Origin of the sequence: Oceanococcus sp. HetDA_MAG_MS8, from assembly GCA_019192445.1 — a bacterium.
GTDB lineage: Bacteria > Pseudomonadota > Gammaproteobacteria > Nevskiales > Oceanococcaceae > MS8.
Window position 1 is genome coordinate 420,462 of record JAHCMK010000001.1, and the last position, 13,970, is coordinate 434,431.

Genomic DNA, 13,970 nt, shown 5'->3' on the forward strand with positions numbered 1-13,970 from the left:
TGGTCGCCAACAGATAGGAAATTGGGCTTATGGCCGTTAACGACATCCAAGAAAACGCCGAGCATGCTGCTCTGGCCAGCTTTGCCGAGAAGGCTTACCTGGACTATTCCATGTACGTCATCCTGGACCGGGCCCTGCCGCATTTAGGCGACGGGCTCAAGCCAGTGCAACGACGCATTGTGTTTGCTATGAGCGAGCTATCCTTGGGCAGCTCTGCCAAACCCAAGAAGTCGGCACGTACCGTGGGTGACGTCATCGGCAAGTACCATCCCCATGGGGACTCCGCTTGCTACGAGGCCATGGTGCTCATGGCGCAGCCCTTCTCCTGGCGCTACACCTTGGTCGATGGTCAAGGGAACTGGGGGGCACCTGATGATCCCAAGTCCTTTGCGGCCATGCGCTACACCGAGGCCAAGTTATCGCGCTATTCGGAGGTGCTCCTAGAAGAAATTAAGCGCGGTACTGTGGACTGGGCGCCAAACTTTGATGGCACCTTGGACGAGCCCATGGTGCTGCCCGCGCGCATGCCGAATGTGCTGCTCAACGGGGCTCAGGGCATTGCTGTAGGCATGGCTACCGATATCCCGCCGCATAACCTGCGGGAGGTTGCCAAGGCTTTGATTCATCTGCTCAAGCATCCGCAGGCGCGTTTGGATACCTTGATGCAGTACATTCCCGGCCCGGACTTTCCGACCGGAGCCGAGGTTGTCAGCAGCCGAGAGGAGCTGGTGAAGATGTACACCAGCGGTAACGGCAGTGTCCGGTTGCGTGCGCGCTACGAGCTTGAGGATGGGGATGTGGTCATTACCCACTTGCCCTGGCAGGTCGGTGGATCCAAGGTCCAAGAGCAGATTGCGGCCCAGATGCAGGCTAAAAAGCTGCCTTGGTTGGAAGATGTACGTGACGAGTCCGATCACGAGAACCCCACGCGAATCGTGTTGGTGACGCGCTCTAAGCGAGTCGATATTGACCAACTGATGAGCCATCTTTTTGCGACCACGGATTTAGAACGGAGTGTGCGGGTCAACCTGAATATGATCGGCACTGACGGTCGTCCGGGGGTCCGTTCACTCCAAGACATTCTTGAGCAGTGGCTAGATTGGCGTCGAGGCATTGTGCGCCGACGTTTGGAGTACCGACTCAAGGAAGTGCTGGACCGCCTGCATATTTTGGATGCCTTGCTCACGGCATTTCTCAATATTGACGAAGTCATCCACATCATTCGCACCGAGGAAGACCCCAAGGCCGAATTGATGGCGCGCTTTGGGCTATCAGAGATCCAGGCTGAGGCGGTACTGAACCTGCGCCTGCGGCATCTGATGAAGCTTGAGGAGATGAAGATTCGGGGCGAGCAGGATGCCTTGAATGAAGAGCGCAAGACCTTAGAGCATCAGCTAGGGAATGCGGAGGCGCTGCGCGAGCTGATGACCCAAGAGTTGCAAGAGGTGGCCAAGACCTACGGAGATGAGCGGCGCTCCCCCATTGTCGAGCGTGAACCTGCCAAAGCGCTAGACCAAGCGGCACTGGTGCCCTCGGAGCCCATCACAGTCGTGGTCTCCAAAGCCGGCTGGATCCGTGCTGCCAAGGGATACCTGAATGAACCTGAAGGCCTGTCCTTCCGCAGCGGCGATGAGTTTTTGGCGGCGAGTCGGGGGCGCAGTAATCAGATTCTTGCGTTGCTGGATGCCTCTGGCCGTAGCTACTCCATCCCGGCGCGCGGGCTACCCTCGGCGCGCGGGCAAGGAGAGCCCCTGACGGCGCAGCTGAACCCCACCGATGGTGCGGCTTTTGTGGATGTGCACTTAGGTCCAGCGGAAGAGTTTGTGGTGATCGGCAGCCGCGCAGGTTATGGCTTTATTACCAAGGTTGAAAACCTCCAAACTCGCAACAAAGCGGGTAAGGCTTTGTTGACCGTTCCCAAGGGCAGCCATGTCTTACCACTCTTGCGAGTCCCGCCGGGTGAGGTCAATGGGCGCCTGCTTGCCTGTGTTTCTGCTGAAGGGCGGCTACTCGTTTTTGCATTATCCGAGTTGCCTGAACTGGCTCGGGGTAAGGGCAATAAACTCATGGGGGTTCGCGGGGATGACAGCATTGCGCATTGGTTACTGCTGGCTCCAGAGCAGGGCCTGGTCATTCAGGCCGGGCGTCGTTCCTTCACGCTGAAAGCGGCCGACTTGGCCGCGTTTACCGGCAGCCGTGCTAGCCGAGGGAGCCTCCTACCACGGGGCTTGCAACGCGTCGACGCCTTAACGGCTTTGGGGGAGGCTGAATCAGCAGCGGCTCTTGACTCCGAGACTGACTGACCCCATACCGCTCTTAGATATCTAGGCACATTTAGAGCTGCAAACATGACACGCATCGCACTGTTTATCGGCACCAACCTCGCTGTGATTATGGTGGTTGGGGTTTTGTCCTCTTTGTTAGGAGTCGATCAGTACCTCACCCAGAACGGTCTCAACCTAGGGGCCTTACTGGTGTTTTGTGCCTTGTTTGGATTTACCGGGTCGTTTATCAGCTTGCTGCTGAGCAAGCCCATGGCAAAGATGACCACCGGTGCAAAGGTGATTGCCAAGCCGAGTAATGCGGCGGAGGCCTGGTTGCTACAAACCGTCGCCCGTCAGGCGAGGCAGCTGGGCGTGCAAACCCCTGAGGTTGCGGTGTACGACTCGCCGGATATGAACGCCTTTGCCACCGGTGCCAGCCGCAATAATGCTTTGGTTGCAGTGAGCACTGGGCTGCTGGCTCAGATGCAGCAAGACGAGGTCGAGGCGGTGCTGGGCCATGAAATGGCGCATGTGGCGAATGGCGACATGATTACCATGACATTGCTGCAGGGGGTGCTCAACACCTTTGTGCTGTTCTTGTCCCGCGTGGTTGGTTTCATGATTGATAAGGCCGTGTTTAGGAATGAGCGCGGAACGGGTATCGGCTATTTCCTCACCGTGATGGTGCTCCAGGTGCTGTTTGGCATCTTGGCTTCAGCCATCGTGGCTTGGTTCTCCCGTCGCCGTGAGTTTCGCGCCGATGCCGGCGGTGCGCATGTTGCCGGCCGTCGCAAAATGGTCGATGCACTTAAGCGCTTGCAGGGACGCAGCGAGCAGGCGCCTGGACAATTACCTGAGCAAATTGCCGCGTTTGGAATTGCTCCCAGTTTTGGGGCTTCTCTGCGTGCCCTGTTTGCGACGCATCCACCCTTGGAGCTGCGCATTCAAGCCCTGCAGGCCGCTGCCACGTCTTAAGAGGGCATGTGTTCCCCGTTGAACACAGGCCTTGCTGGCTTAGCCACTGAATGGGGTCGCTGCGAACTCGCGAGGACCGGACGCTAGGCTAGGTTGACGGTCGAGCGATGGTGGGTAGGCTGCTGCCTGGCGTGACTCACCTAGTCGTCGCCTGCTTTAGCCAGCGAGGATCAGGCCTAAGCAACCGCCTTAAATAAGATCGGGCTGGGGCGCCCAATGGCGCTACCAAAGGCCAAGTCTGCGCCCAGTTTTTCGGCATGCTGCTGCATGTTGGCGCTATCCACATCCAGCAGTATGCTGCGCGCCTTCTGGCTGTCCGCGGCGCGGAAAATGGCCTCCATCCCGATGGCAGCCGCTTGGGAGTCCTGTGCTTGGCGCATGAGTTGGGCCGAGACCGAAATGGAATGCGGCTTCAGCGCTTCCATGATGCTCATTGCCTCGAGGTTCAGGCCAACCTGATCAAGCAGCATTTCACAGCGCAGACTGCGCACCATTTGTTGCAGTCGGCGTGGGTCCGATTGCAGGGCTTGTATTTCCTGCAAACGAATGCTGATCAGTATTTGAATGGGGCTTGGGCCGGCGCTTTGCGTGAGGCTGAGGAGTTGCTCGGCTACGGTATTGTCGTTCTCCAGCAGACTTTTTGCGCTCAGCGGCAGAATGACCTCGGCTGGGGGCGTATCTGTCACCTGCGTCAAGGCTTTACGAACTTCCTCAATAAGCCAGATATCCAGTTCGGCTCGCCGCCCCAAGCGATCCACCACCGGCATAAAGTCATCGGCATCCAGCCAGAAGCCTTCTTCGTCCTCCAGATGCGGAATCACCCTAAAGACGCCGCCGTCAGCGGCATCGCCGCGGAGGCTTTGCGCATGCTCTGTAATCAGCTGGAATCGGTGCTGCTCAAAGCCGCTTTGAATGAGGGCATCCCACTGCGCGGCCGAATGGCTGCGCAAGCGCTGAGCACCATCGGCCGGATGGAGGAGTTGGAAGACGGCGGCGTCTAGGTCTTCTTCTCGATGGCCTGGCGCCACCGAAATTTCTTGGCTGTCCAGGAGCAGGCGCACGCGTTGGCCAGAGCAAAAAACCAGCGCGCTCTCCAGGCCTTGGACGAGTTGGACTTTACGCTGTGTGCTCAGGCCTTGAGCGGAGTACACCACATACTGGCCGGCCCCCTTATTCAGCAGATATTCCTGCTCTTCCAGCCTTTCGCTGATGCGACCCTCAACCTGCGCATAAAAATCCGCAAAGGCCTCAGTATCCGCAACATTCAGGCTGCCCTCCGCAGGCCGTGCCCGTAGGTACACCCAACGCGCTGGTGCTGTGAGTTGGGCTAAATGGGCGCGCATGTGTTCGCGCCTGGTTTGCGGCGGGGGCAATACAGTGGCGGGCTGCGCGCTCTGGGCTTGCTGCGCTTGCAGAAGAATCAAAGTTTCGGTCGCCCCATTCGTCTTGGCCGTGCTCAGAAGCAGCGATGTTGGTTGGGATCGACTAAGAAGTTCGCAGTGATGTTCACGGCAGTTGTCTGGCAGCTCATCCAAGGCCACTGGCGTACTCTGACTGCCCAAACGCAAAGAAATGGTGTTGGCGGGCTGGTTAGCCTGCGCCTGCAGCAGCGTCTGAGCGGCTGCATTGATGTGCCGGATGTTGCCATCGCGCCCAATAATCAGAGCAGCCATGGGTAGCTGATGCAGCCAGGTCTCGCCGGCTGCATTGTCTTTGGGTTGCGTGCCTTTTTGGGGCTGCATGCCACGCAGGCGTAACTCTCGGTTACTCTCCAACAGCTGATTCAAGGTCGCTGCAATACGGCCCCAATGGCCGGGTAAAGTCTCGTCGAAGTCGGGCAGGGGGTTGGCGCGATCTAGCTGGTTCCCCAGGCGCGACAAGGGGCGCGATAGTCGGATGCTGGCAATGAGCGTAAATAGGATCAAGCTCGCACTCAGAGCCGCTAGACCTGCCCACAATGGCATGTGTTCGCGTGGGTCGAAGGCAATGGGGGCCGTCGACGGTACGGGGTACATGAGGCTTAAGCGCCACGGAACACGTGGTAAAGCTTGGCTCACCACACACCAACTCGCTGTGCATTGGGCATGGCTGATGAGCTTCTGAGAGTCTATGGTGTGGGTGCTGAGACGCTGGCGGGCGCGGTCTTCACTGCCATCTATACCCCGTCGCAGCAGATCTTGGATGAGCTCAGGTTGGGGGTCATTCCGCTCACTATGCTGGCGCAGACTTTGTTCGTCATTGAGGTAAAGATGAGTGAGTATTTGGCTCCATTCCTGACGCTGTTGGCTCATGGATGCCAGGTTGCGACTGCTGAGCGACCGCCCTTCTGCGGAGGCGTGGAGAACCTCGCCAGCGGCATTACTAACGATCAGGCCATGCCGACTCGGTAGATCCTCGTAGATTAATGCCGTGGCAAAACTCAGTCGTAAGGTCCCCTGCCAGATGCCCTGGGCGTTGAAAACTGCCCGCGTACAACTAATGACGGGTTGCTGAGTTTGTAACTCACTTTCAACGCTAGACCATAAGCAACGCGTGGCGGCTAAGGTGGGTGCCAGGGCGTACCAGGCGGCCTGGGTGGGTACCCGTTCAATCTGTTGGCTCTGGGCACTACTGCGCCAGGCGCCATCGCTCAGAAAATAGTAACCCACCGGGCGCCTTGAGTTCGCTGGCCACCAGCCCACAGCGATTAAGCCGCTCTCGGCCAAAGGAGCCGCATCCTGCGCGAGGATGGTGTTAGGGGCGGGGCCGTTGGCGCGGTTACGGGCGGTGGCACTCAGCAGATCGGAAATCAGCTCAGCACTATTCAGGCGTGACTCCAGCAGCTGGGCAGCCGCCTGCAGCTCAGCCTGCTGTTGGTCTTGGGCTTCATTGAGCTGGTTGCTTAAATAAACCAGAAACCACCAGGCGGAAAGCCCGGCTAAGCCCAGCACCCAGCACAACACCCATACTGGCAACAGCCGAGGACCGCTGCCGTGGGTACTTGTGTTGAGCTTCTCGTCTACCAACTTACTCAGGCTCCCTTAGGCTGGAGACCAGATCATAGCGACACCGAAGACTTTACGGCGGCTGAGCCGAGCCCAACCCCTGGGTCTCAGGCGCTGCGGGGTGAATCTGGACGACCTGTCGGTTGTGGCGACGGCGGCGCAAGGCTGCTGCGGCTTCTGACTGAGGCCTAAGCAAGCGGGTAGGCTAGGGCGCTGGCAATGTGTTTGTGTCCCTGGCTTAAGCGCACAGTAACCGGCCCACCCGCTGCAGGGCGTTAACCAAATCCAGCACCTCGTCTTCGGTGTTGTAGGCGGAAAAACTAGCGCGTACGGTGCCGCGCACGCCCAGGCTGCGCAACAAAGGCATTGCGCAATGGTGGCCGGTACGCACTGCAATGCCGTTTTCATCCAGGAGGGTGGCGATATCTTGTTCGTGGGCACCATCCATAACAAACGACACCAGAGGAAGCGTGTGCTCCCTTGGGCCCAAAATACGAATTGATGGGATTTTCTCCATTCCATCTCGCGCCACATGCAGAATTTGGTCCTCATGCGCGCAAATGGCGTTTAAGTCCCATTCCTGCAGAAAGCGGATAGCCGCAGCCCAACCTATAAATCCGCTGATGTTGGGCGTGCCGGCCTCAAACTTCCAGGGTATATCTGCGTAGGTGCTTTGCTCGAAGGCGACCTCTTCAATCATGTCGCCCCCACCCATCCAGGGCGTCATGGCTTCAAGGAGCTCTGCTCGGCCCCAAAGCATGCCGGTCCCTGTGGGACCAAACATTTTATGACCAGAGCAACAGAAAAAGTCTGCGCCGAGCTCATTCAGGTCCAGGGGCTGGCGGACGGCAATTTGCGCCCCATCGACCAGGACCAGGGCTCCTTGAGCACGCGCGATCTGAATAAGCTCGGCAACCGGCAAAATGGTGCCGATGGCATTGGACGCGCCCGATATCGCCAGCAGTTTTGTGGCGGGGGTGATGGTGTCGCGCGCGACATCGAGGTCGATACGGCCATCGGGAGTCGCTGGGATAACGCGAAGCTGCGCCCCTGTTTGCTGGGTGACAATTTGCCAGGGGACGATATTGGCGTGATGCTCCAGCGCCGAAATGACAATATCGTCACCGGGCTTCAGGTGTCCACGTGCCCAACATTGGGCCACGATATTGATCGCTTCAGTGGTGCCTCGGGTGTACACCACCTCCCGCTCGGGGACACTGAACCAATTGGCTAACTCGGTGCGCGCGGCCTCGTAGGCGGTCGTTGCGCGGGCAGATAGGGTATGCAGCCCGCGATGGACGTTGGCTGTGTCGCGGTCGTCATACTGTCGAACGGCGTCCACAACAACTTGGGGCTTGAGTGTGGTCGCGGCATTATCGAAGTAGTGCAGCGGGTGGCCGTTCACTTCCTGACGCAGCGCCGGAAAGCAGCTGCGGAAGCTCTCCACATCAAAACTCATGCTGTTACCTCTGCAGCAAGCGCATCACCAAGATGCTGCATGGTCTGATTCAGCGCCGGTTCAATCGCTTGTTGTAGATCTTCAGGCCACTCGCTCAGCAGCGGCCGCGCAAAGCTCTCAAGTAATAGCTTGCGCGCAGTGAGCACATCCAAGCCTCGGCTGCGTAAGTAGTGCAGAGCGGTTTGGTCCAGCTCACCACAGGTTGCACCATGCGCACACTGGACCTGGTCGGCGAAGATTTCCAGCTCTGGGCGCATGTCTGCTGCCGCTTTGGCGCCAAGTAATAGACTTCGGCAAATCTGAGCGGAATCGCTGTGCTGTCCTTCCGGCGCGACATGCACCATGCCAATCGCCGAACGCCGAGCGCGTCCAGCAAGAGCATTGCGCAGGTCCAGGCGGCTGACCGTGTTCTCGGCGCCATGCTCAACCCGCATATCCAGAACGGCTTTACTGCGTCCTCCGAGCAAGGCCAGTCCGTTCCAGTGCACCTGTGCGCCCTCACTGCGGAGTTTGGCCACCACGCGATTGCGGTGCATACCCTGACCAAGAAGCAGTTCATGAACATGAACCTTGGCGTGCTGCTCAATCTCAAAGCTCCAGTTATCAAAAACTGTTGCAGACGGGCTCCATAACGGCAGGCGATAAATGCTGAGCTGGGCGTCGCGGTCGACTTTCCAGTGGATCTGCCGCTGACCTTGCTCGCTGGCATCACTCAGCAGCAAGACTTCTGCGTGGCAGCCTGCGGGGACTCTGAGCGTGTAAGCGTGCGCGGTCCAATCGACGCCCACCTGGGGTTGTAGCAAACTGCTTCCGGCTGGCAGTTGTATCTCGCCGGCGCCGAGATCCAGCGGGGCAAATCGCTGAGGTACGGGAATGGCGGCCAAGGCGGGCAGATCCACGGTAGCCGTTTCAGCGCGGTTGAGCCAGTCCATGACGGGGGTATAAGGCCAGCGTTCCTGCTGGCTGCGCTCGGCGAGCTCGGCTATGGCCTGACCAGACACGTTAGCTGCACTCATGCCGCTGCAGTTTGGAAGCGCGCATAGCCCTCGGCTTCGAGCTCTGCTGCCATTTCTGGGCCGCCACTGGCCTGAATTTTACCGTCCATCAAAATATGGATGCGATCAGGAACAATGTGCTCCAGCAGGCGTTGGAAGTGGGTGATCAACAACACGCTGCGTTCGGGGCTACGCAAGGAGTTCACCCCGCTAGCAACGATTCGGATGGCATCCACGTCCAAGCCGGAGTCGGTCTCATCCAAAATAGCGAGCTTGGGTTCAAGAACCAGCATTTGCAGAATTTCGTTGCGCTTTTTCTCGCCGCCTGAAAAACCTTCGTTCACACCACGCTTGAGCATATCCATCGGAATGTTCAGCGTTTCCGCAGCGCCGCGCACTTTGGTTAAGAGCTCGGTAGCGGAGGGTTCATCGCCACCGGCAGCCTTGGCACGTGCAGCAATGGCGGCCTTGAGCAGGTTCATATTGCTCACACCTGGAATCTCAACTGGGTACTGAAAGCCCAGAAACAAACCTGCCACCGCCCGCTCTTCTGGGTCCATGTCGAAGAGGTTCTCTCCCATGAACAGAGCGTCGCCAGCGGTTACGGTGTAATCATCTCGACCGGACAACACCTGCGCCAAGGTGCTCTTGCCGGAGCCATTGGGCCCCATCACAGCGTGCACCTGACCAGCCTCGAGCTGGAGTGACAAACCTTTAAGAATAGGGGTGTCCCCAACACTGACGTGGAGGTCGCGTATATCGAGCAGGGTGCTCATCCAACAGCTCCTTCTAAAGAGACAGAAAGTAGGGCCTGGGCCTCTACCGCAAATTCCATGGGCAGTTCGCGGAAAACATCTTTGCAAAAGCCATTCACAATCATGCTCACGGCTTCTTCTTCACCGATTCCGCGGCTGCGCAGATAGTGCAACTGGTCTTCACTGATGCGGCTTGTGGTGGCTTCATGTTCCAAGCGTGCACTGGGTTGACTGCACTCCAGCACCGGCAAGGTGTGGGCGCCGCAGGTAGAGCCTATGAGCAGAGAGTCGCACTGGGTGTAGTTCCGCGCATTTTCGGCGCGTGGCCCGACCCGGACTAAGCCGCGGTAGGTCTGGTTGCCATGGCCAGCGGAAATGCCTTTGGCAATGATGGTGGAGCGGGTATTGCGCCCCAGGTGGATCATCTTGGTGCCGGTGTCGGCCTGCTGCCGATGGTGGGACAGGGCGACCGAGTAGAACTCACCCACGGAGTCGTCGCCGCGTAAGATGCAGCTGGGATATTTCCAGGTGATAGCCGACCCGGTCTCGACCTGAGTCCAGGAGATATGACTGCGTGCCCCGCGGCAATCTCCGCGCTTGGTGACAAAGTTATAGATGCCACCCTTGCCGTTCTCGTCACCCGGGTACCAGTTCTGGACGGTGGAGTACTTAATAGAGGCATCATCTAAGGCGACCAGTTCGACAACTGCTGCGTGAAGCTGGTTCTCATCGCGCATCGGAGCTGTGCAGCCTTCCAAGTAGCTCACGCTTGCTCCATCCTCACAAACGATTAGTGTGCGCTCGAACTGGCCAGTGTTGCGTTCGTTGATCCGGAAGTAGGTGGACAGCTCCATAGGGCAGGTCACACCCTTGGGCACAAACACAAAGGAGCCGTCGGTAAACACCGCAGAGTTGAGGGCGGCATAAAAGTTATCGCCCGCGGGAACCACGGTTCCCAGGTATTTCTGCACTAGCTCTGGATGCTCCTGCACCGCTTCTGAAATCGAGCAGAAAATGACGCCAGCATCTTTGAGCTTGTCTTTGAAAGTGGTGGCGACCGAAACACTATCGAAAACCATGTCGACGGCTACCCCAGCAAGCGCTGCACGCTCGTGCACCGGAATGCCAAGTTTTTCGTAGGTTTCCAATAGTTTGGGATCAACCTCATCCAGGCTTTTGGGCGCATTGTCCCGTTTGGGGGCGGAGTAATAGCTGATCGCTTGATAGTCCACTTCGGGATAGTTCACGTTGGCCCATTTCGGAACGGGCATGGATTGCCAACGCGCAAAGGCCTTCAGCCGCCAATCTAACAGCCATTGGGGCTCATTCTTGCGTGCAGAAATCGCCCGAATGACGGACTCATCCAGGCCTGGTGGCAAGGTTTCGGAGTCAATCTCGGTCACGAATCCAGGCGCGTATTCACGGCGCCCAAGGACGGTGGAAAGCTCAGTTGGGACGTCGGTAGTCATGACAACTCCAGCAAGCTGGGAATGGGTGGGCGACAAAGGTCTGCAATAGATAGGCGCGCTAACTCCGCACGGATGCGGTGGTTGATCACAGCCCAATGCGGTCGCAGGCCACAGTGGCTCAGAAGTTCGCAGTCGTGATCAGCGCTCGTGCACGGAGCGATGCCCAAGGGTCCTTCCATGCACTCAACCACATCTAAAACCCGCGTTGCAGCAGCCGGTTTGGCCAAGCTGTAGCCGCCTTGGCTGCCCCGTGTAGACACGATGACACCAGCTTGAGCGAGACGTTTGAGCGCCTTGCTGGCCATCGGGAGATGGAGTTGACTACGTTCGGCCAAGGCCTGGGCAGAGACCGCCGATTGCTCACACTCGGCTAAGTGCGTAAGCAGCACCAAGGCGTAGTCCGTGAGTTTTGCGACGCGAAGCATGCTCAAATAGTACCAAAAAGGTACTCTTTGCCGCAAAAAAAAAGCGCAGCTCGGTGGCTGCGCTCTTAATGAAGCGGGTGCTCCGGCCAAATTACTCGGCGCGGCGGACCTCGACACGACGATTCTCGCGGCGTCCGGAGAAGGTGTCGTTGTCGGCTTCAGGAGCGTCGTCGCCGTAACCTTTGGAGACGATACGTCCACCCGAGACGCCTTGGTCGATGAGGTAACGGCGAACCGCAGCTGCGCGACGCTGAGACAAGTCTAGGTTGTAAAACTCATCGCCTTCGTCGCTGGCGTGGCCAGACACTTCAATACGACCAGAGCCGCCGACGAGGTCGTTGGCAATGGCGTCCAGGGTGTCCTGCGCTGCAAGGGTGAGCTCAACGCTATCGAACTCGAAGTACACACTGCCCAGAACTTCGCCACCAATGACGGCGCAACCGTCAGCGTCGACGGCTTCGTCGGCAGCTGGGGCTGGGCAATCCGGCATGCTTTGGGTGGGGACGACAGCGGGTGCGCAGCCAGTGCTGTCCACCACGGTGCCTGCTGGCGTATCCGGGCACAGGTCGGCGGCGTCATTCACGCCATCGGCGTCACTGTCGCTGGTGTCACCAACCACAGCCACCGCGGTGGCTTCGGGCTGTTCAGCAGCAGGCTTGCCACCGAATGGGATTTGATACCCCACCATGAACGTGGGCTCTAGGAAGAATTTTTTCTCGCCAAATGCGCTGGACTCTTCGTTGTCATGCAAGTCGGCATTCAGCAGGCCTTCGATGCGTAGATCACCAGGGCCGCCGAGGCGAATGCGATAACCCAGGCCAGCACCCAGTGCGAGAGCCGTGTAATCGTCGAAGGGGTGACCATCGCTTTGGGTCACACCCAAGCGAGCAATGCTGTACAGGGAGTCGGCAGACTCACCCAAGTAGGTTAGCAAGCTCAGACCTAAGCCGAACAGCTCGCCTTGGTCGAGATCGGAGTAGCGCAGGTCCAGTTCGATGTTCTTGTTTTCGCCCCAAGGCTTACCAATTGCGACGCTACCAACGAGGCCACCGTCGGTGCCACGTTCGCTGTCAGCGTCCAAATAGCCAATGCTTGGATTGATGTAATACCCCAGATCCCCATGGCCTGCGTAAGCCACGGCGGACATACCGGCCAAAATGGCCGTCCCCAGCAAGTGCCGCATGTTGCGTTTCCTCTGTGTTTGAATGTGTCGGTTCTTCCCGTGCCGCGAGTATAGCCGGGCAGCAATGCAGTGTCAGGTTGTTGTTTTTTCAGGAGCGAGCGTGAAGGGCTTCACGCCGTCGACCCAATGAACCTCTAATTGCTTCCCTTGCTTAGGCCACTGCTGCGCACGGGTGACCAGCTCTCCCTTATGGTAAACCAAGGTGTAGCCACGTTCGAGTACGGCGCGTGGGCTTAGCGCAGCCAAACGGGCACGGTGATTTTGCAAATGGCGCGCATGTGCGGCCAAGCCCTGCGTGTGGGCTCGCAGCAAGGCCTGCTTAAGGTGTTTGAGCTTGAGGGTCTTGTCGCGAATCATCGCCTGCGGCTGGCGCAGCATCAGACGATGTTGAAGCGTGTTGATCTGTGCAGTGGCTAGTTGTAGCCGGCGGCTCTGGGCTTGGATCAAGCGGTCGCGGGCCTCGTCCAACCGCTGTGTGGTGAGGTCCAGTCGCCGCTGTGGTGACTGGCGCTGAAGCTGAGCATTGAGAGTAGCGAGTCGGTCCTGCTTCTGCCGGACCATGGCCTTGAGCAGGGCATTCAAGCGTATTTTGTAATCCTGCAGGCGGCGCATATCCGTGCGTCGATCTGGGCTAAGCAATTCTGCGGCAGCAGTGGGCGTCGCGGCTCTGAGGCTAGCCACACAGTCAGCAATGCTGAGATCGGTTTCGTGCCCCACAGCGCTCACCACCGGGCAGGGCGAGGCGGCAATCGCGCGGGCCAAGGTCTCGTGATTAAAGGCCTGCAAGTCTTCTAATGACCCGCCGCCGCGCGTGATCAAGATGACATCGAGGCTAGGGTCTGCCCCTGCTTCTGCCAGCGCATCCACCAGCTCATCCACTGCACGCGCGCCCTGCACGGAGCTGGGGAACAGGCGGACTTGCATAAAGGGGTCACGGCGGCGCAGGGTGACCAAAACATCTTGCAAAGCTGCAGCTTCAGGCGAGGAAATAATCCCAATGCGCCGAATCTGTTTAGGCAGAGCCGGTTTGCGCTCTGCGGCGAATAGCCCTTCTTGCTCGAGTTTGCGCTTGAGCCTTGCGAAGGCGGCTGCTAAAGCACCCTCCCCAGCAGGCTGAACGGACTGAACAATGAGCTGAAAGTCGCCGCGGGGTGCGTATATCGCTAACTTGCCCTGGACCAATACTTGCTCGCCTTCGGCGACGGTTTGACCGCGTATGGCGTGCCTAAACCAGGCGCAGCGCAGCTGGCCATCGGCATCTTTGAGCGCAAAATAGCGATGGCCTGAACGCGGCTGGCTGAGTCCGCTGACTTCTCCTTCCACCCGTACCAGCCCGAAATGGCCGTCCAGACGGTGTTGTACTAGGCCCAGTAGTTCACTGACCTGGAAGGGCGTTTTGCTAGAGGTATCGGCATCTTGCATAGGCGAAGTTATACTACGAGATTCCCTTACATAGTTCGG

General features: G+C 58.5%; 10 protein-coding genes. 2 read left to right on the forward strand and 8 right to left on the reverse strand.

The genetic code is table 11. The features are described 5' to 3' along the window. Window positions 1–29: 29 nt before the first annotated feature. Together parC and htpX are read left to right on the forward strand one after the other, a co-directional pair. The gene (gene parC / locus KI787_01665; protein MBV6628638.1) at window positions 30–2,303 is read left to right on the forward strand and encodes a DNA topoisomerase IV subunit A; all 2,274 of its coding nucleotides are present in this window, start codon (window positions 30–32) and stop codon (window positions 2,301–2,303) included. Window positions 2,304–2,348: 45 nt separating this feature from the next. Continuing rightward, entirely contained in the window at window positions 2,349–3,239 is an 891-nt protein-coding gene (htpX, locus tag KI787_01670; GenBank protein ID MBV6628639.1) for a protease HtpX, read from the forward strand. Between the two features lie 176 nt (window positions 3,240–3,415). On the opposite strand, the gene KI787_01675 is transcribed toward htpX, so the two are convergent. The 8 genes from KI787_01675 to xseA all read right to left on the reverse strand — a co-directional run bounded on the left by KI787_01675 (window position 3,416) and on the right by xseA (window position 13,931). Further along, on the reverse strand, window positions 3,416–6,244 hold the full coding sequence (locus tag KI787_01675; protein MBV6628640.1) for an EAL domain-containing protein: 2,829 nt from the start codon (window positions 6,242–6,244) through the stop codon (window positions 3,416–3,418). A gap of 217 nt (window positions 6,245–6,461) precedes the next feature. After that, on the reverse strand, window positions 6,462–7,682 hold the full coding sequence (locus KI787_01680) for a SufS family cysteine desulfurase (protein MBV6628641.1): 1,221 nt from the start codon (window positions 7,680–7,682) through the stop codon (window positions 6,462–6,464). Next, window positions 7,679–8,698 (reverse strand): SufD family Fe-S cluster assembly protein, encoded by a 1,020-nt coding sequence (locus KI787_01685; protein ID MBV6628642.1) that lies wholly within the window; start codon window positions 8,696–8,698, stop codon window positions 7,679–7,681. The genes KI787_01680 and KI787_01685 overlap by 4 nt, the downstream gene beginning before the upstream one ends. Beyond that, complete coding sequence (gene sufC, locus KI787_01690; protein MBV6628643.1) at window positions 8,695–9,444, reverse strand: Fe-S cluster assembly ATPase SufC; 750 nt, start codon at window positions 9,442–9,444, stop codon at window positions 8,695–8,697. Before sufC ends, KI787_01685 begins: the two co-directional genes overlap by 4 nt. A 5-nt stretch (window positions 9,445–9,449) precedes the next feature. Further along, window positions 9,450–10,901: a Fe-S cluster assembly protein SufB gene (sufB, locus tag KI787_01695; GenBank protein ID MBV6628644.1), complete on the reverse strand. Its 1,452-nt coding sequence runs from the start codon at window positions 10,899–10,901 to the stop codon at window positions 9,450–9,452. After that, window positions 10,898–11,326 (reverse strand): SUF system Fe-S cluster assembly regulator, encoded by a 429-nt coding sequence (locus tag KI787_01700; GenBank protein ID MBV6628645.1) that lies wholly within the window; start codon window positions 11,324–11,326, stop codon window positions 10,898–10,900. The genes sufB and KI787_01700 overlap by 4 nt, the downstream gene beginning before the upstream one ends. Before the next feature lie 91 nt (window positions 11,327–11,417). Further along, a complete protein-coding gene (locus KI787_01705) occupies window positions 11,418–12,509 on the reverse strand; it encodes an OmpA family protein (protein MBV6628646.1) in 1,092 nt (363 codons plus the stop codon). A 72-nt stretch (window positions 12,510–12,581) separates the two neighbouring features. Continuing rightward, window positions 12,582–13,931, reverse strand: a complete 1,350-nt coding sequence (xseA, locus tag KI787_01710) for an exodeoxyribonuclease VII large subunit (protein MBV6628647.1) — start codon at window positions 13,929–13,931, stop codon at window positions 12,582–12,584. Between the last annotated feature and the right edge of the window lie 39 nt (window positions 13,932–13,970).

Excerpts from the sequence above, each read along its gene's own strand:
- KI787_01700 (MBV6628645.1), bottom strand. The coding sequence starts at position 11,326 with ATGCTTCGCGTCGCAAAACTCACGGACTACGCCTTGGTGCTGCTTACG.
- parC (MBV6628638.1), top strand. The coding sequence starts at position 30 with ATGGCCGTTAACGACATCCAAGAAAACGCCGAGCATGCTGCTCTGGCC.
- sufB (MBV6628644.1), bottom strand. The coding sequence starts at position 10,901 with ATGACTACCGACGTCCCAACTGAGCTTTCCACCGTCCTTGGGCGCCGT.
- KI787_01680 (MBV6628641.1), bottom strand. The coding sequence starts at position 7,682 with ATGAGTTTTGATGTGGAGAGCTTCCGCAGCTGCTTTCCGGCGCTGCGT.
- htpX (MBV6628639.1), top strand. The coding sequence starts at position 2,349 with ATGACACGCATCGCACTGTTTATCGGCACCAACCTCGCTGTGATTATG.
- KI787_01705 (MBV6628646.1), bottom strand. The coding sequence starts at position 12,509 with ATGCGGCACTTGCTGGGGACGGCCATTTTGGCCGGTATGTCCGCCGTG.
- KI787_01685 (MBV6628642.1), bottom strand. The coding sequence starts at position 8,698 with ATGAGTGCAGCTAACGTGTCTGGTCAGGCCATAGCCGAGCTCGCCGAG.
- xseA (MBV6628647.1), bottom strand. The coding sequence starts at position 13,931 with ATGCAAGATGCCGATACCTCTAGCAAAACGCCCTTCCAGGTCAGTGAA.